13 protein-coding genes are annotated in these 16882 nt (G+C 70.5%); 3 read left to right on the forward strand and 10 right to left on the reverse strand.

Features of this window, described 5'->3' with window-relative positions:
- Nucleotides 1–78: 78 nt before the first annotated feature.
- From G6O69_RS42430 to G6O69_RS29970, 3 genes are all read left to right on the forward strand, one after another.
- Nucleotides 79–3726: a tetratricopeptide repeat protein gene (locus G6O69_RS42430; RefSeq protein ID WP_172306891.1), complete on the forward strand. Its 3648-nt coding sequence runs from the start codon at nt 79–81 to the stop codon at nt 3724–3726.
- 86 nt (nt 3727–3812) lie between these two features.
- Nucleotides 3813–4811, forward strand: coding sequence for an FHA domain-containing protein (locus G6O69_RS29965; RefSeq protein ID WP_176397165.1), 999 nt, complete (start codon nt 3813–3815; stop codon nt 4809–4811).
- A 7-nt stretch (nt 4812–4818) separates the two neighbouring features.
- A complete protein-coding gene (locus G6O69_RS29970) occupies nt 4819–6168 on the forward strand; it encodes an FHA domain-containing protein (protein ID WP_176397166.1) in 1350 nt (449 codons plus the stop codon).
- 118 nt (nt 6169–6286) lie between these two features.
- Here the strand turns inward: G6O69_RS29970 and G6O69_RS29975 are convergent, their stop codons facing one another.
- The 10 genes from G6O69_RS29975 to yihA form a co-directional block, all read right to left on the reverse strand.
- On the reverse strand, nt 6287–6643 hold the full coding sequence (locus tag G6O69_RS29975) for a hypothetical protein (protein ID WP_172306894.1): 357 nt from the start codon (nt 6641–6643) through the stop codon (nt 6287–6289).
- An 81-nt stretch (nt 6644–6724) separates the two neighbouring features.
- Nucleotides 6725–8029: a sigma-70 family RNA polymerase sigma factor gene (locus tag G6O69_RS29980; RefSeq protein WP_172306895.1), complete on the reverse strand. Its 1305-nt coding sequence runs from the start codon at nt 8027–8029 to the stop codon at nt 6725–6727.
- A 671-nt stretch (nt 8030–8700) separates the two neighbouring features.
- Nucleotides 8701–10836, reverse strand: a complete 2136-nt coding sequence (locus G6O69_RS29985) for a class I SAM-dependent methyltransferase (RefSeq protein ID WP_172306896.1) — start codon at nt 10834–10836, stop codon at nt 8701–8703.
- Nucleotides 10833–11717: an archaetidylserine decarboxylase gene (asd, locus tag G6O69_RS29990; protein ID WP_176397167.1), complete on the reverse strand. Its 885-nt coding sequence runs from the start codon at nt 11715–11717 to the stop codon at nt 10833–10835. The genes G6O69_RS29985 and asd overlap by 4 nt, the downstream gene beginning before the upstream one ends.
- Nucleotides 11718–11816: 99 nt before the next feature.
- Nucleotides 11817–13238: a type I glutamate--ammonia ligase gene (gene glnA / locus G6O69_RS29995; protein ID WP_172306898.1), complete on the reverse strand. Its 1422-nt coding sequence runs from the start codon at nt 13236–13238 to the stop codon at nt 11817–11819.
- Between the two features lie 86 nt (nt 13239–13324).
- Nucleotides 13325–13702 carry a P-II family nitrogen regulator gene (locus G6O69_RS30000; protein ID WP_172306899.1) on the reverse strand — a complete coding sequence of 126 codons (378 nt, stop codon included), beginning with the start codon at nt 13700–13702 and terminating at the stop codon, nt 13325–13327.
- A gap of 3 nt (nt 13703–13705) precedes the next feature.
- Nucleotides 13706–14647 (reverse strand): dihydroorotate dehydrogenase, encoded by a 942-nt coding sequence (locus G6O69_RS30005; protein WP_172308361.1) that lies wholly within the window; start codon nt 14645–14647, stop codon nt 13706–13708.
- Between the two features lie 68 nt (nt 14648–14715).
- A complete protein-coding gene (locus G6O69_RS30010) occupies nt 14716–15534 on the reverse strand; it encodes a dihydroorotate dehydrogenase electron transfer subunit (RefSeq protein WP_172306900.1) in 819 nt (272 codons plus the stop codon).
- Nucleotides 15535–15609: 75 nt separating this feature from the next.
- Nucleotides 15610–16056 (reverse strand): GNAT family N-acetyltransferase, encoded by a 447-nt coding sequence (locus G6O69_RS30015; RefSeq protein ID WP_172306901.1) that lies wholly within the window; start codon nt 16054–16056, stop codon nt 15610–15612.
- Nucleotides 16034–16849, reverse strand: coding sequence for a ribosome biogenesis GTP-binding protein YihA/YsxC (yihA, locus tag G6O69_RS30020; protein WP_172306902.1), 816 nt, complete (start codon nt 16847–16849; stop codon nt 16034–16036). The genes G6O69_RS30015 and yihA overlap by 23 nt, the downstream gene beginning before the upstream one ends.
- Nucleotides 16850–16882 lie beyond the last annotated feature (33 nt).

A 16882-nucleotide genomic window follows, 5' to 3' on the forward strand; every position in this document is an offset into this window, starting at 1 on the left:
AGGTCGGAACCAATCGTCGCAGGCGAGCGTCCCCCATGCCGCCCCCGCAGTCCGCTCATCCCCTGCTAGGATCCCACCGTGACGCGCGAATCCACTCGCCACCTTCGCCGCTGCTGCTCCCGCATCGTCGGCGTCGCCAGCTTCGCCGCCACGCTCGCGCTCCTCCTCCAAGCCGAGGCCTCTCCCCCCGGGGACGACTGGACGCTCGAGACCCACAACGACGACGAGAAGCTCGTCAAGCAGCGCTTCGCCAAGCTCCGCGCCAACCCCTTCGACCGCAAGCAGTGGCGCGCGCTGGAGAAGGCTCTGGGTCGAAACGGGCTGATCCGCAAGATCGAGGCCGCCTCCGACCGCGCGCCCAAGGACGTGGCCCTGCAGATCCTCCGCGCCCAGGCCGAGCTCGCTAGCGGTGACCCCGCGGCCGCCGCCACGCGCCTGGCCGAGCTCGAGGGCAAGGCCAAGCGCTGGGAGCGGCAGGTCTTCGACATGCGTGTCGACGCCCTGGAGCAGGCCAAGTCCTGGTCCGAGGCCATCGACCTGCTCGCGGCCGAGGCCAGCGCCCGGCCCAAAGACGCCGATCGTCTGCTCGAGCGCGCCTACAAGCTCGCGGATCGAGCGTCCATGCACGAGCGCGCGCTGGAGCTCGCCGAGGCCATCGCCAAGGCGAACCCAAAGGACGCCGGCGCGATCGTCCGGGTCGCCAGGGCCGCTCGATCCGCGGGTGACCACGCGCTCTCCGACGAGCGCTACGCCCAGGCCATCGCCAAGGCCAAGGGCGACGCGCGCAACGACCTCGGCGCCGAGCGAGCTCGGGCGCGCCTCGACGCCGGCGACAGCGGCGAGGCTTCCAAGCTGCTGTGGGAGCTGCTCGACGACGCCGACCGCGGGCGCCCCGATCAGCGCGAGGGTTGGTGGGCAGATCTCGAGACCTGCTACCGCAAGGAGGCCCGCTCCGAGGTCCTCGTCCACGAGCTCTCGAACTGGCTCGAGGACGACAAACACGGGCGTGAGGTCGCCGCCTGGCAAGCCCTCGCCCGCGCGCAGAAGGCCGCCGGCCAAAACCCGATCCCCGCGCTGCGCAAGGCCATCGACCTCGCGCCCCGCGACCCCGTGGCTCGGGCCGCGCTCATCGAGGCCCTCGAGGAGCAGGGCGAGTCGGCCGCGGCCCTCGAGCAGTACCGGGCGCTGCGGGGCAAGAGCGCCGAGGAGGTCCGCCTCGGCCTCGAGATGGCCGAGCGCTTGATCATCAATGGCGAGCGCGAGACCGGGCTCGAGATCGCCGCGGAGATCCGCCAAAACGGGTCGCGCAACGCCGACACGCTGCTGCTGCTGATCGAGTTCTACAACAACACCGACGAGCGCGACCTGGCCCTCGACACCGCCCGGACGCTGATCAAGGTCCAGCCGCGCAACGCCGAGGCGCGCATCGCCTACGGCGAGCAGCTGTGGGAGATGGGCAGCCGCGACGACGCCCTCGCCCAGTGGGATCAGCTGCCCAAGCTCGTCCGCCCCAACGACAAGGGCTGGTATCGCTACGCGGAGATCCTCGCCGACCACGCCAACATCGACCGGTCGCTGCGAGACAAGGCCCTCGACGCCCTCGACAAGGCGCTGCGCAAGCGCCCCAGCGAGCCCACCTATCTGCGCTTGCAGGCGATGCTCGAGGAGGAGCGCAACCGCCCCGATCACGCCCTCGAGATCTGGGAGAAGGTGCTCGCGGTCGCGACCGAGCCCACCCAGGAGCTGCTCCGCGCCGAGGCGCGCACCCGCATCGTCGAGCTCCTCGCCGGGCCGGGGCTGCCAAACCGCAGCGAGAAGCGGACCCGCATCGTCGCCGCGGCCGAGGCCGACGTCGCCGCGGGGGCCTCGCCCGAGGCCCTCGAGTCCGGGCTGCTGCTCGCCGAGCTCTACTCGCGCGAGGAGAACTACGCCGGGGCGGTCAGCATGTACACCAAACTCCGGGACATGTTCCCCAACGATCCCGACCGGCTCATGGAGCTGGCCGCGGCCCAGCGCCGCGCGGGCAAGCCCAACGAGGCCGTGCAGACCCTCGAGAAGCTGCTCCCCCTCGCGCCCTCGCGCGAGGTCGACGTGCTCTTGATGCTGACCGAGCTCGCCCACGAGCTCGACCGCCCCGAGGACGCCCGAGACGCCGCGGTCCGGGCCCTCGAGCAGGGCACCAGCGGCGTGCGCCCGCTGCTGCGCCTCGGCGAGCTCAGCGAGCGGCGCGGAGACATCGAGCAGGCCATGTGGTGCTACCAGACCGTGCTCGAGGTCCACCCCGATCACGCGCGCACGCGCATGCGCCTGGCCGAGCTCCAGCTGACCACCGGCGACATCTCGGGCGCGGCCGCGAGCTTCCGCGAGCTGCTCGAGGCCGGCGGCCCCGCGGACCTGATGCGCGAGGCCGGGGCCCGGGCCCTCGATCTCGCCGAGGTCACCGGGAGCACCGACGACGTCCTCGATCTGGCGATCCGCCGGACCAAGCGCGAGCCCAACGCGGACGAGCCGCGCGACTTCTTGCTCTCGACCCTCGATCGCGTCAACGACGATCAAGTCGAGCTGTGGCTGCGCAGCGGCGACGCTGGCCAGGCCCGCGATGACGACCGCGTCGCCGCGCTGCGCCGGCCGCTCGTCGCCGCGCTCTCCCGCGGCTCGATCAACAACCGGATGAGCGCGGCCGAGCACCTCGGAGAGCTCGCCCTCCCCGACACCGCCATCCACCTCGCGCGCACCGGCGCGAACCTCCAGCCTCCCCGCGACGCGACCCGGGCGGTGCGTCAGCGCTTCATCGCCGCGCGCGTGGCCGCGACCCAGGCCGCCGGCGAGCTCGACGATCCGGCGTCGATCCCCGTGATGGCGGAGATCGTGGGTGATCGCACCATCGAGTCCTCGATCCGCGCCGCCGCCTTCTGGGCGCTCGCCCGCAGCAGCGCCTCCGAGGCCGCCGCGCCCCTGCGCGAGCGCATCCGCAGCCGCGACGACGAGATCGCCATCACCTTGGCCTGCCTGGGCCTCGCTCGCCTGTCCCGCGACGACGAGCGCGTCGAGGACCTCGTCGTCGTCGATCGTCTGGCCCGCGACGCCAGCGTGCCCGTTCGTCGCGCCTGCGCCTTCGCGGCCGCGGCCCTGACCCCGGACTTCCGCGTGGTCCGACTGCACCCGCAGCTTCACAACGCCGATCCCTATGTCGCCGCGATCGCGGCGTGGCGCATCGGTCAGGTCACCCGTGAGCACCTGCGCGAGGACAGCCTCGAGGCGCTCTTTGGGCTCTACTTTGGCCCCGGCGGCCTGCCCCGAGACGCCGCCATCGCCAGCTTGGCGCGGCTCCTCGGCGATCCCGAGCGCGTCGGCCCCGGCGGCGTGGGGGCGCCTCCCCTGCCCCGTCAGCGCGGCTGGGACACGGTGATCGAGCGCTGGCTCGTCGAGCACCTCGCCCCGGACGTCCCCGCGCTCGAGCCCGCGGCGCTCCGCGAGCACCAAGCTGCGCTGCTCTCGGCCTGGGCGCGGAGCGTCAACGGTACCCGGGCAGAGCTGCGCGCCGCCGAGGTCGCCGCGCGTGGCTGCGGCGAGGCTGCGGCCACCGACGCACCCGTCAGCGCCACCACGAGCACGACGAAGGCCCACGCGCAGACACCCACACGGCTGTGCCTCGAGCCCCTGGTCGAGGGCACCATCGAGCTCAGCGCGGGCACCAGCTCCGGCTCGGGTACGCCCGCCCCCTGAACACCCGCCTTGGCCGCGCCGGCGCCCCGCTGACGCCCGGGCCTCGGTTGACAATCCACCGGTACCAGCGCAAGGATTCACGAGACATGGAACTAGGCCTCGCGTGCCCGGTCTGCGGCCAACTCAACACGATCCGCTCCACGAGCTGCAGCCGCTGCGGCACCGTGTTGGCCCCCGCGGCGCAGATGCAGGCCTCTGCGGCGTCATCTGCCCCCCCTGGTCCGCCGGCACCGCCGGCGCCTCCGGGCGCGGCACCGCCTTCGCCGCTGCAAAACCAGCCGCCCCCGATGCAGCCACAGGCGAGCTACGCCCGCACCGCGGTCGCGCCTCCGCCTCCACCCCCCAGCGCCCCGCGCTACGACGCCGCCACCGGCCAGGCCCTCGGCGGCGACCCCAACAAGCCCGCGGCCAAGACCATGTTCTTTGGCGCGCTCCAGCAGCAGGCGGTCACCCCTCGCCTGGTCGTCATCAAGGGCGAAGGTGGCGACGGCGTCACCTACCACCTCAGCGGCACCTCTCACCTCGTGGGCCGCAGCGAGGGTGACATCAGCTTCGCCGAGGACGTCTTCCTCAGCCCCGAGCACGCCAAGTTCACCGTTCAGGACGGGCGCCTCTTCGTCCAGGACCTCAGCAACAACAACGGGGTCTTCGTCCGGATCAAGCGCCCCGTGCTCCTCGACAACGGCGACTCCTTCCTGCTCGGCGAGCAGCTGCTGCACATCGACAGCCGCCCCCTCCCCGACTACGCGCCCGACGCTCAGGGCACCTACTTCTACGGCAGCCCGCGACCAAACGGTGCCTTTCGCATCGTCCAGCAGCTCGCCGGCGGCGGCGAGGGCCTGATCCGCTCGGCCAACGGCAACACCTTGTCCATGGGCCGCGAGGGCAACGACCTCGACTTCCCCGACGACCGCTTCATCTCCGGGCACCACGCCAAGCTCGACCTCTCTGACGACGCCAAGGTCTTGCTCACTGACACGGGCTCCCGCAACGGCACCTTCATCCGTATCAAGGGCGCCCAGGAGCTCTTCCACGGCGACTACCTGTTCGTCGGACAGCAACTCTTCCGCGTCGAGATCTCGTGAGGCACCCGTGATCGTCTGCCCCAACTGCGCCAAGGAAAACCAGGACCACTACAAGTTCTGCCTCGGCTGTGGCGCCAAGCTCCCGGCACCCGGGCAGGCGCCCCCTCCTCCGGCTCCGGCTCCGGCTCCGGCGCCCGCCCCCGCGAGCGCCGTGCCACCGCCCCCCCCGGTTGCGCCGCCCATGGCCGCTCCCATGGCGGCGCCGGCCGGCGTGGCCATGCAAGGTCAGCCTCCGCCCCCGCCGGGCTACGCGAACGCCGGCGCGCGCCCATCCACCCCGGCCTACGTCAACTCTGGCCAGGCTCCGCCCCCGCCAGCGCCTCCGGGGCCCTACGGCCAGCCTCAGCAGGGCACCTACGGCCAGCCGCCGCCTCCCCCCCAGGGGCAGGCGCGAGGACAGGCCGCGCCCTACAGCCCGGCCTACGCGGGCTCCCCCCAGCCTCCTCAGCCCCAGCAGGCGCAACACCACGGTCACCCGGGCGGCCCCTCGACCGCCGCCAACGCGATGCGCACCTGCTCCAACTGCGGCGCTCAAAACCCGCCACAGTTCAAGTTCTGTGGCGCCTGCGGCAACTCGATCCCGAACGCGCCTGCCCCCATGGCGCCAGCGCCCGCCCCGGCCGTCCCCTCCCCGCCGCCTCCGGCCGCCGCCGAGCCCCTCGACGTCTCGGCCAAGACCATGTTCATGGACGCCGACCAGCGTCCACCAACACCCAGCGCGCACACCCCCGGCAGGGTCCGCCTGGCCCTGCTGCGCGAGGACGGAAGCGAGGGCGGCGTGCTCGTGATCGAGGGCGGGCCCGAGCGCATCGGTCGGGCCCACGGCGCTCCCTTCGACGACGACGCCTACCTCGATCCGCAGCACGCCGATCTCACGGCGACCAGCGAGGGGCTGATCATCGACGACCTCCAGTCGCTCAACGGCATCTACCTCAAGCTCTTCGGGCGCACCGAGCTGCGCGACCGCGACTTCTTCCGCGTCGGCCAGGAGCTCCTGCTCTACGAAGACCTGCCCGAGCCCGCGACGACCACCGACGGCACCGAGCGCATGGGCAGCCCAAACCCCGGCTACTGGGGACGCGTCAGCGTCATGGTCAGCCCGGACCAGGCCTGCGCGGGCTTCCCGATCATGGAAGAGGGCGTGACCATCGGGCGCGAAAACGGCGAGGTCACCTTCCCCGAGGACGGCTACGTCTCGGGTACCCACTGCAAGATCATCGGCGACGACGAAGGCGTCTTCCTCGAGGATCTCGGCAGCTCCAACGGGACCTACATCCGCGTCCGAAAAGGTCAGCTGATCCGCCCTGGCAGCCTGATCCTCATCGGTCAGCAGCTCTTCCGCATCGACCTCGGCTGAGCCTCCCGCTCAGCGCCTCGGGGCGCCTCGCCGCTGGGCTCATCGAAGCTCGGCGGGCCTGGTGCGCCGGGGATCGTCGACGTACTGGCTCGGTGAGCCTCGAGCCCCCGCTCGCAGCTCACTCCGGGCGCGGGCGCAGCTCGAGCGCCCTCGCTTCGATGATCAGCGCGTCTTCGACCGAGCGCACCTCGCCATCGGAGAACACGAGCTCGATCGTGGCCGGGCCCGGCTCGATGTCCTCGGTCAGCTGCGCACGGATCAGCCCGTCGGCCGCGATCACCACGCCGCTCGCGGGCCGCGCTGCGACCAGCACGATCACCCCGCCGTGGCCGGAGAAGCCCTCCCCTTGGATCCGCAGCGTATCGCCAACACGCGCGACCTTGGGCTCCACGCGCAGCTCGGCGCCCGCTCCCGAGCAAGCGAGCTGCAAGCTGCCCACCGCGAGCCAAGCCACCAGCGCTGACTGCCTCGGCATCCGCGCGAGTATACGAGAGCGGGGGCGCCGAGGATCCTCGACGCCCCCGCTGATGAACGCGAGGCCTCCCGCGGCGTTGCGCTACATCAGCTCGAGGCGCTTGAGCTCGCGCCGGATCTTGCCCAGCGCCTGCTCCTGGAGCTGGCGGATGCGCTCGCGCGAGAGCGAGTACTGCCCGCCGATCTCCTTGAGCGTCAGCTCCTCCTCGTCGATCAGGCCGAAGCGCTTGCGGAGGATGTCGGCCTCGATCGGCCGCAGCTTGGCGACCAGGCGCTTGACCTCTTCGTTGAGCGCCTCGGCCTCGAGCCCCTCGCCCGGGGTCTCGGCGTTGTCGTCCTCGAGGAAGTCGACGACCTTGCGCCCGTCGTCGTCCGAGACCGGCTTGTCGAGGGAGACCGGGCTGTCGACCAGCAAGGTCCCCATCTTCTCGATCTTCGAGAGCGCCAGCCCCGTGTGCTTGGCCAGCTCCTCGCGGGTGGGCTCGCGGCTGAGCTTGGCCTCGAGCTCGCGCCGCGCCTTGTTGACCTTGTGGTAGGCGTCGATCATGTGGACCGGGAGCCGGACCTGGCGGCCCTTGTCCGCGATCGCGCGGCTGATCGCGTGGCGGATCCACCAGCTCCCGTAGGTCGAGAACCGAAAGCCCTTGCGGTAGTCGAAGCGATCCACCGCCTTCATCAGCCCGATGTTCCCCTCCTGGATCAGGTCCTGAAGCGGCATCCGACCGTGGTTGAAGCGCCGCGCGATCGAGACGACGAGGCGCAAGTTGGCCTTCACGAACGCGTTCTTGGCGTGGCGGAGCGCCCGGCTGGCGCCGCGCACGTCCTTGGCGTAGGTGGCGAAGGGCTTGCTGCCCTCGCGCGGAGGTTTGACCGCGAGCTCCAGGCCGTGGCGCTGGCCGATCTCCAGCGAGCGCACCTCTTCGGTGATCGCCTCGGCGATCAGGTTGTCGACGTCGAGGTCGAGCATCCGCTCGGACAGTGCGTTGACGAGCTCGTCGTAGTTGTCCTTGTTGACGCGAGTCTCGCGGTCACGAAGCTCGCGCGAGGCCTTGCGCAGCGCCCGGAGCTCCTTGGCGGGGACCTCGTCCGCGTCGACCTTGGACTCGATGAAGGCGACGACACCGTCGATGAAGGGCGGGTAGGACAGCAAGGTGCGCCAATAGACCTTGCGCAATTCGAAGATGCGGACGGCTGCCTCGAGCTCCTGCTCCGCAGACATCACGTCCAGGTCGGACATCTCGCGGAAATACACGCTGAGGAAGTTGGCCGAGTCGGTCTCGCCCTTGGCGGAGCGACCAGCGCGGCGCGAGCTGCTGGGCCAGGACTTGCTACGCGAGCTGCGTGCGAGCTGCGGGGGTGCGCCCCGGGTGACCTTGCGACGTGCCATGTTGGTTCCTCATTCCTAGCGCACAAAGCGCTCATTCGTATAGGGTACGGGTGCGGGCGCCCAAGGAGCGAGTCGCTCCCCCCGAGCGGGTGCAAAAAGGACGAGCCCAAAGTTCATGCCTGCCGTCCTCGGACGCCTTCGCACTGGTGGAAGTTGCGTAGGCAGTTCGTGAGACACAGGGGGTGACGCTGGTGCTCGGCCGCAGGTACTGGACAACGCTCGAGGTGGTGCTTCACTGACATCGACAGCTGAGGATCTCTTCCTCGAGGGTCGCGGTGGAGACAATCGCTCTCCGACTCGTTCGTCATTGCCAATGCCATGCCAGTGACGATAGTCGCAGATGTGCCAGCTTTGTTCGAGTTGCTTCCCAACTCGACACCATACCGAGTAAGCCCGCCCCAGGGCTGACCAGCGCCCCTCGCTAGGTTTTCTCCAAGGGTGTTCGTGGCGAGCTTGCCCACGTTACTGGCTTATTCGAGCCTCCTGCTCACAATCGCACCCGGCCTCGGCGCGCCCCCCCTGGCCGAAAGGTCGGGCCCAGCGCGACTGTGCGCGGTGACGAGACACGACACGACTGTCGCGGCAATCTCGAGCGCCGGCTACTACATGAGCCAGCCTCGGCCACCACTCTAGTCGAGGTGATTCACCCTCCTGTGTGCCCGTGTAGTACCTCAGGTCTTACGCTCAGCCATGATCCAGATTTCTGGAGAAGCCGATCCGTAAAACCGTCCCCGGGTCTCGCGGCTGCCGGAGACCTCGAGCACGCGCATGCCCAACCCCGACAGGGTCTTGCCGAGGTCGTGGACCGTGTAGGCCCGCATGAACATGTAGTGCTCGAACTGCCGGCCGTCGTCGAAGATCACGGTCCGATGAACCCGCAGACGGTTGGCGAAGAAGTTCATCTCCGCCTCGTCGAGCACCATGCAGCGCTTGCCCTGCCACCAGCTCCGCGCGGGTAGCTGGGGCGCGACGAAGTCTCGGTTGAAGACGTGCAGGAGCAGCCGGCCACCGGGCGCGAGGCGATCACGCATCTGCTCGAGGCAGTTGCGGTTTTGATCCTCCTCGAAGTAGCCGAAGCTCGTCCCGATGCTGATGACCGCGTCGTACTCGCGCTCGCGCGGGAGCTGGCGCATGTCACCGTGGACGAATTGCACCATCGAGTCGTCCAGCCCGGCGAACTCCTTGTTCTGCCCGGCCGACAGCAGCATCGCCATGGAGTTGTCGAAGCCGACGACCTGGTAGCCGAGCTTGGCCAGCTCGACGGCGTGCCGACCATCGCCGCAGCCGACATCGAGGACGCTCGCGCCGTCGGCGAGGCCGAGCTGCGCCTTGATGAACTCGGCGTCACGGCGGGCGGTCTCGTCCCAGCTCGGCGGGTAGAGATAGAGGTAGTGCTCGGTGAAGACGTCGTCATACCAGCCCTTGCGACGCTTGGGCTGGCTGCGGCCCTCCGTTGGGGGCGGCGTCGGGGGCTTGGCCTCCTCCGCCACCTCCGGCGCGGGTGTGGGCGCCTCGACCTCCTCGAGCAGCTCCGCGCCGTCGAGGCTCTCGACCTCTTCGACGACCTCGACCGCCTCGACGGCCTCGACCTCCTCGACGACCTCGACCTCTTCGACGACCTCGACCTCTTCGGCCGCGGCCGGAGAGGAGGCGACCGAGGCCTCGACCTCGGGCTTGGTCTCACCGCGCGCGAGCACGGGGATCACGAAGTCTCCCTCGGCGCTGGCAGCCGCGGGCTCCTCCGCCTCGGGCTCTGTCGGCGCCGCCTCGACGTGGGTGTCCTCGTCGGGAAGGATCTCGAACTCCCCCGAATCGACCGCCTGGACGCCTGCGGGGGCGCTCGCCTCTGCCTCTGCCCCGTCGTCGTCATCGTCGTCGTAGACGGAGGAGGTGACGCTCGCCCCAACGGGCTCGGGCGCGGCGGCCACGACCGTGTCACCGGTGCGTACGGGGACCTCGGGCGCCTCCGGTGCCGGCGCGATCACGGTCTGCCCCGTGCGCACGGGGACCTCGGGCTCGGGCTCGGGCGCAGGCTCGGGCTGACGGCTGAGCGTCGGGATCACGAAGCCCTGCGCCTCCTGCTGGGGTTGAGTCTGGGACGCCTGAGCGGGGGGCTGAGGCGCCTGAGCGGGGGGCTGAGGCGCCTGAGCGGGCGCCTCGGGCTCGCTCGGGACCGAGGCCGAGAGCACGGGGATGTGAAAGCCCGCGCTCTCTTGCGCCGGGGCCTCTCGCTCACCGGCCTGCGCGCTCCCCTGCTCCTGCTCGCCCGGATCCTTGGCGATGAACTCCCCGCTCTCGTACGAGGGCTGCTCGTGCTGATGCGCCTCGAAGGCGGCGCTCGTGGGCGGCGGCGGGACGTCCGAGATCTGGACGTCCAGGCCGCCGCTGGGCGCCGCGGCTGGCGGGGCGACGAGCGGCGGGATCGAGAGCGCTGGCGCGCTCGGAGCGGGCACGCTGGGCGCCGCGACGGGCACGAGCGGCGTTGGGACGATCGGCGTCGGCGTCGGCACCTCCGGCGCGAAGCCAGGCACGCCGGGCGCGGGCGCGACGGGGACAGGCACGATCGGGGTCGGCCGATCCATGCTCGACGCGGGCGCGTCGGCCTCGTGCGCCTCCCCGCCTCCAGCGTCGCTGCTCGGGGGCGTACCCGCGCCGGCGCCGGTCCCCGCGACCCGCGTGGAGCCCTGCCAGACCGGCGCAGCGGTCAACGCCTCTTGCACCCGCCCGTCGAAGGCGTCGACGGGGCCCTCGCTGGTGCTCGCCCGCGGGAACACCAGCCACTCGTTATCCTCGACCTCCCAGCTCACTCGGCACCTCCCGCCCGCGTTAGCAGGGGCTGGCCGAAGCGGAGGCGATCGCCCGGGGTCAGCCCCGGCGCGGCCTCGAAGCCCGGCTCACACAACAACACGACAGTACTCCCGAGGTGGAACACCCCCAGCCCGTCTCCCTTGGCCAGGAAGGGCGGCGGAGAGAAGTCCACCGAGGTCTGGGCCTCGGGGTGCGCCTCGACATCCCGGTAGTCGCAGCTCATGTGGCCCACGCCGAAGGCCGCGACCATGACCACCGCGACCATGCCCGCGTCGGTCTCGAGCAGGTGCACGGCCCGCTCGTTGACGGCGAAGAGCCGCGGCTCGGCGGCGACCGAGGCGTCGGTGACCGGGAGCATCCGCCCGGGGACCAAGGTCAGCCGCTTGGCGACGCCCGAGAAGGGTACGTGCACGCGGTGGTAGTCCCGCGGGTGCAGGTAGATGACCGTCTGCAGCCCCCCCACGAAGCGCTTGGCCATGGCCGCGTCGGCGATCAGCTCGTCGATGGCGTAGCCGTAGCCCTTGGCGATGACCACGCCCTGCGCCTCGATCTCGCTGATCTCGCGCAGCCGACCGTCGCAGGGCGAGACCAAAACCTCGGGGCGCTTGTCGATCTGCCGGGCGCCCTCGCGGAGGGAGCGCGTGAAGAAGGCGTCGAAGCTCCCGAAGCCCTCGGCGAGCTGCCCGGGGTCGACCTCGCCGAGGTCGACGTCGAAGATCCGAGCGTATGTAGAGACGGCCGCCCGGCTCACCGCTCGAGGGAGGGGCAAACGGGCGGCCGCACCGAGGGCCTGACTGGCCGCCATGGCGGACCGCGGCGGCGTGCGTTCGACGAGCGCGACGGCGAGTCGGTCTCGCCAGGACAGGTCCGAGCTCCGCATGGGGAGCTCGATCCTATCCGAGCACGGCGCGCCCCCGCAAGCACGAGAGCGGCCCGCGCGAGTCCCGGATCAGCAGCGCCGGGATCCGCACGTGAGGGGTCAGCAGTCGAAGTAGAGCGAGAACTCGTGGGGATGGGGGCGCCCACGAACCTGAGTGACCTCGGCGCTGCGCTTCCAGTCGACCCAAGCCTCGAGAAGATCGCGGGAGAACACGTCCCCAGCGAGGAGGAACTCGTGATCCTCCTCGAGGGCGTCGAGGGCACCGGCGAGGTGCGCGGGCACCGAGGGCACGTTCGAGAGCTCCTCGGGGGTCAGGCTGTAGATGTCCTTGTCGAGCGGCTCGCCGGGATCCATGCGCTTTTGGATGCCGTCGAGGCCGGCCATGAGCAGGGCCGAGAACGCGAGGTAGGGGTTGCAGGAAGGATCCGGGGTGCGGAACTCGATGCGGATCGCCTTGGGCGAGCTCGAGTAGGTCGGGATGCGGATCGCCGCCGAGCGGTTGCGCGAGCTGTAGGCCAGGTTGACCGGCGCCTCGAAGCCCGGGACCAGGCGCTTGTAGCTGTTGGTGCTCGGGTTGGTGAAGGCGCACAGCGCCGAGGCGTGCTTGAGCACGCCGGCGATGAAGTGCAAGGCGAGCTCGGACAGGCCGGCGTACTGCTCACCGGCGAAGAGCGGGTTGCCGTCCTTCCACAGCGACATGTGGGTGTGCATGCCGTTGCCGTTGTCGCCAAACAGCGGCTTGGGCATGAAGGTCACGGTCTTGCCGGCCCGGCGGGCGACGTTCTTGATGACGTACTTGAACCACGCCATCTTGTCGGCCTGCGACAGCAGGCTGTCGTAGCGGATGTCGATCTCGGCCTGGCCGCCGCTGGCGACCTCCATGTGCTGACGCTCGACGGTGATCCCGACCTCCTCGAGGGCGAGGACCATCTCGGTGCGCAGGTCGTGCAGCGAGTCCGTGGGCGGGACGGGCACGTAGCCGCCCTTGGGGCGGACCTTGTAGCCGAGGTTGGGGAACTCCTCGCGGGCCGTGTTCCAGTGGCCGAGGTCCGAGTCGACCGCGTAGAAGCTGCGGTTGGTCGAGGTCTCGAAGCGGACGTCGTCGAAGATGAAGAACTCGGCCTCGGGGCCAACGTAGAAGGTGTCGGCGATGCCGGTGGAGCGCAGGAAGTCCTGGGCGCGACCAGCCAGCGAGCGAGGACAGCGCTCGTAGTCCGAGCGGGTGATCGTGTCGACGGCGTTGCCCAGCAGGGCCAGGGTCGGCGCCTCCATGAAGGGATCGACCTTGGCCGAGGCGGCGTCGGGGATCACCAGCATGTCGGAGGCGTTGATGGTCTTCCAGCCGCGGACCGAGGATCCGTCGAAGCCGAAGCCCTCCTCGAATGCCTCTTCCGTGAGCTCGTGGGCGGGCACGGTGAAGTGCTGCCAGGCGCCGAGCAGGTCGATGAAGCGCAGATCGACCATGCGGATCTCCTGGTCGCGGATGAGGTCGATGACGGTCTTGGGCGTTTGTTCGCTCATGATGATTTTGCTTTGTGAGGGGTCGGTTTCGTCAATATCGGCCGCCACCAATTTTGGCGGCGACACGGGTTGAAAAATTTTGATGATTAGAGCGCCGACTCGCCGCGCTCGTCAGTGCGGATGCGGACGGCCTCGAGCACCGGGAGCACGAAGATCTTGCCGTCGCCGATGCGATCGGAGGCCGCGACCTCGCGGATCGCCGCGATCACTTCTTCGGTCCGCGCGGCCGGGATCACGACCTCGACCTTGATCTTGGGCACGAAGTCGATGACGTAGGCGGAGCCACGATAAAACTCCGTCTTGCCGCCGGTGCGGCCGAAGCCCTTGACCTCGGTGACGGTCATGCCGCCGACGTCGAGCTCCGTGAGGCGCTCTTTGACGTCGTCGAGCTTGAAGGGTCGAATCATCGCCTCGATCTTGACGAGGCCGGTCTCCAGGGGGTCGACATCCGAGTCCAGGCTCATGGCTTATTTCGGCTCTGTGTGGGGGCTGCGCGGGGCGTAGGGGGGTTCTGGGTTGGCGGGGACCAAGGTCGCAACCGCCTCTCGAACGCGGCGCAGTCCGAGCTCGGCCATGAGCTCGCGCAGCTCCCGGGTGATCCGCAGGGCTGCGCCGGGTTCGGAGAAATTCGCGGTCCCGATCTGCACACAGTGGGCGCCGGCGAGCAGGAATTCGAGGGCGTCCTCGCCCGTCATGATCCCGCCCATGCCGCAGATCGGGAAGCCCGGCAGCGCCGAGGCGACCTGATGGACCATGCGCAGGGCGACCGGCTTGATCGCGGGGCCGGACAGGCCGCCGTAGGTCGTGGCGATCCGCGAGCGTCGGCTGCGGACGTCGATCGCCATGCCGGTGATCGTGTTGATCAGCGAGACCCCGGCGGCGCCGGCCTGCTTGACCGCGTCGGCCATGCCCACGATGTCCGCGACGTTGGGCGTCAGCTTGACGACGATCGGGACGTCGCTGACCTCGACGCAGGCCTTGGTCAGGCGATGCGCGACCTCGGGGACCGTGCCGAACTCGATCCCGCCCTTTTTGATGTTCGGGCAGGAGATGTTCATCTCGAGCGCGTCGATGCGCCCGCGGCCGCCCTCGCTGAGGGTCTTGGCGCACTCGACGTAGGTCTCGAAGTCCGTGCCGAAGAAGTTGACCCACACGCTCACGCCGAGATCGGCGAGGAAGGGCAGCTTCTCGGTCAGGAAGGCCTCGCAGCCGACGTTCTCGAGGCCGATGGAATTGAGCATGCCCGAGGCGGTCTCGTAGATCCGCGGCAGCGGGTTGCCGTGGCGCGGCAGCGGCGAGATGCCCTTTGTCGACAGCCCGCCGAGCTCGCGCAGGTCCATGAACTTGGCGAACTGCTGGCCGTAGGCGAAGCAGCCCGAGGCCGTCAGCAGCGGGCTGCGCAGGCTCAGCGGGCCAAAGGCGCAGCCGAGCTCGACCTCGTCGACGGGCACGGCCGCGTTGGTGTGGCGTTCGCTGCTCACCAGCGCACCTCCCTGGCCTCGAACACCGGGCCGTCGGTGCAGCAGTATTTGTAGGGCTTGGGTCCGTAGACCGGCACGGCGCAGCCCAGGCAGACCCCGAAGCCGCAGGCCATCATCTCTTCGAGGCACAGGTAGGTGGGCAGGTCGTGCTCGAGGCCGATGGCCCGCACGGCGCGGAGCATCGGCGTCGGCCCGCAGGCCAGGAGCTCGACGCGCTCCCCTGCCCTCGCCGCCGCCTCGACGCGCTCGAGCAGCGGCGCGGTCACGAAGCCCGCGTTGCCGCGGCTGCCGTCCTCGGTGGCCAAGGTCGTGGCCACGGACCAGTCCGCGAGCGCCTCGGTGAGCACCAGGTCGTCAGCGCTGCGACCGCCATAGAACAGCTCGACCGCCTGCGCGCGGCCGCTCGCCGCGGCGACCCGGGCGTGCAGATGCAGCGGCGGCAAGCCGACGCCGCCGGCGACCAGGAGCTGCGTGCGGCCGTCTCCCGGGGCGGGAGCCGCAGGGAAGCCACGGCCCAGGGGGCCCGTGACCGTGAGCCGCTCGCCTTCACGCGCATCGCGCAGGCGCGCCGTCCCGCGCCCGAAGACCTTGGCCATAATCGAGAAACGTCGGTCGTCGATGGGCTGGAGCACCGAGAAGGCCCGGCCATTGAGCAGGTCTCGGCCCCACTCGCCGCGCAACATCACGAACTGTCCGGGCTCCGCTTCGGCTACGGGGTTGGCCTGGGAGGAGGCCATCTCGAGCACGAAGTACCCCCCAGTCAACGCGCGGTTGGCGACGACCTCGACCTGGAACTGGGCCGGGGAGGCGGGCACGCGCTCGTCATATGCGAAAGCTCGGCCGCAGTCCACACCCGGACGCGCCCCGCGCGGTCAGCAATTCACGCAAAATCAGCGCAGCGCCAGGTCGAGCAACAGGGCGTCACTCGGCGGGTCCCTGTAGTACCCCGGACGCCGGCCTACGACGCGGAATTCGGCGGATTTGTAGAGCGCGAGGGCGGCCTGGTTTTCGGCCGAGACCTCGAGTTCGACGCGCTCGCAGCCCGAGGCCTGTGCGCGTGCGATCACGGCTGCGAGGAGATCTCCCGCCAGCCCCTGCCCCCGATGCCCCGGGAGCACGGCGATCCGCCGCAGCTCGCAGCGCTCGTCGAGCAGCGGCGCGCAGGCGAAGGCCACCGGGGGAGCACTCAGCAGGACCAGCGGACGCTCCCGGCCCCCAGCCGTGATCTCGGCCACCCAGGCCGGGCGCGACCACGGCTTGGGGAAGCAGGCCGCGTCGACGGCCATGATCGCGTCGAGATCATCGAGGGTCGCGTCACGGATCGCGCGCGTCGTCATCGGTGTCCGTGTCGGTGTCGGCATCGGCTCCCCCCTGTCCTGCGGCCTCGCTCGCCTCGCTCCCCCCGCTCCCCCCCTGGCTGCGCTGCTCGGCGCCCGGCCAGTCGCGGGCCAGGCGAGCGAGCTCCGAGCCGAGGCCGCCGCGGCGCTCGACCATGGTCAGGCCGGCGCCGCTGCTCGCGGAGGTCAGCAGCACGTCGCGCGGGTCGATCCCCAGCATCTCGCCAAAGCGCCGCGGGAGCAGGCCACGCTCGGACGCGCCCAGCTTGTCGCACTTGGTGACGCAGACCAGGCAGGGCAGCTCGACGGCCGCACAAAACTCGAGCAGGTCCAGATCGCTGTCGCGCGGGCCGTGGCGTGCGTCGACGAGCACGAGCAGCCCTCGCAGCGGCTCCCGCCCGCGCAGGTAGCCCTCGATCATCGGCCCGAAGGCCTCGCGGACCTCACGGTGGGCCTTGGCGAAGCCGTAGCCCGGGAGGTCGACCCAGCGCAGCGTGACGCTGCTGTTCGCCGGGCCGCGCAGGCGCAGGCGAAAGAAGTTGAGCAGGCGCGTGCGCCCCGGGGTCCGGCTGACCCGCGCGAGGCCCGTGTGCCGGGTGAAGGCGTTGAGCAGGCTCGACTTGCCCACGTTCGAGCGCCCGGCCACGGCGATCTCCGCCAGGTCCCCGGGGGGGCACTCGGCGAGGCCCGGGGCGCTGAGCTCGAAGCCGGCCTCGATCACCTCCCAGCGCGGACGGTGCCCGCCCCGCTTGACCCCCGAATTGGCTTTGCTGCCCTTGCTGCGCCCGGCCATCGCCGCCAACCATCGCAGGGCAACCGGCTCGAC

The organism is Pseudenhygromyxa sp. WMMC2535 (assembly GCF_011083025.2).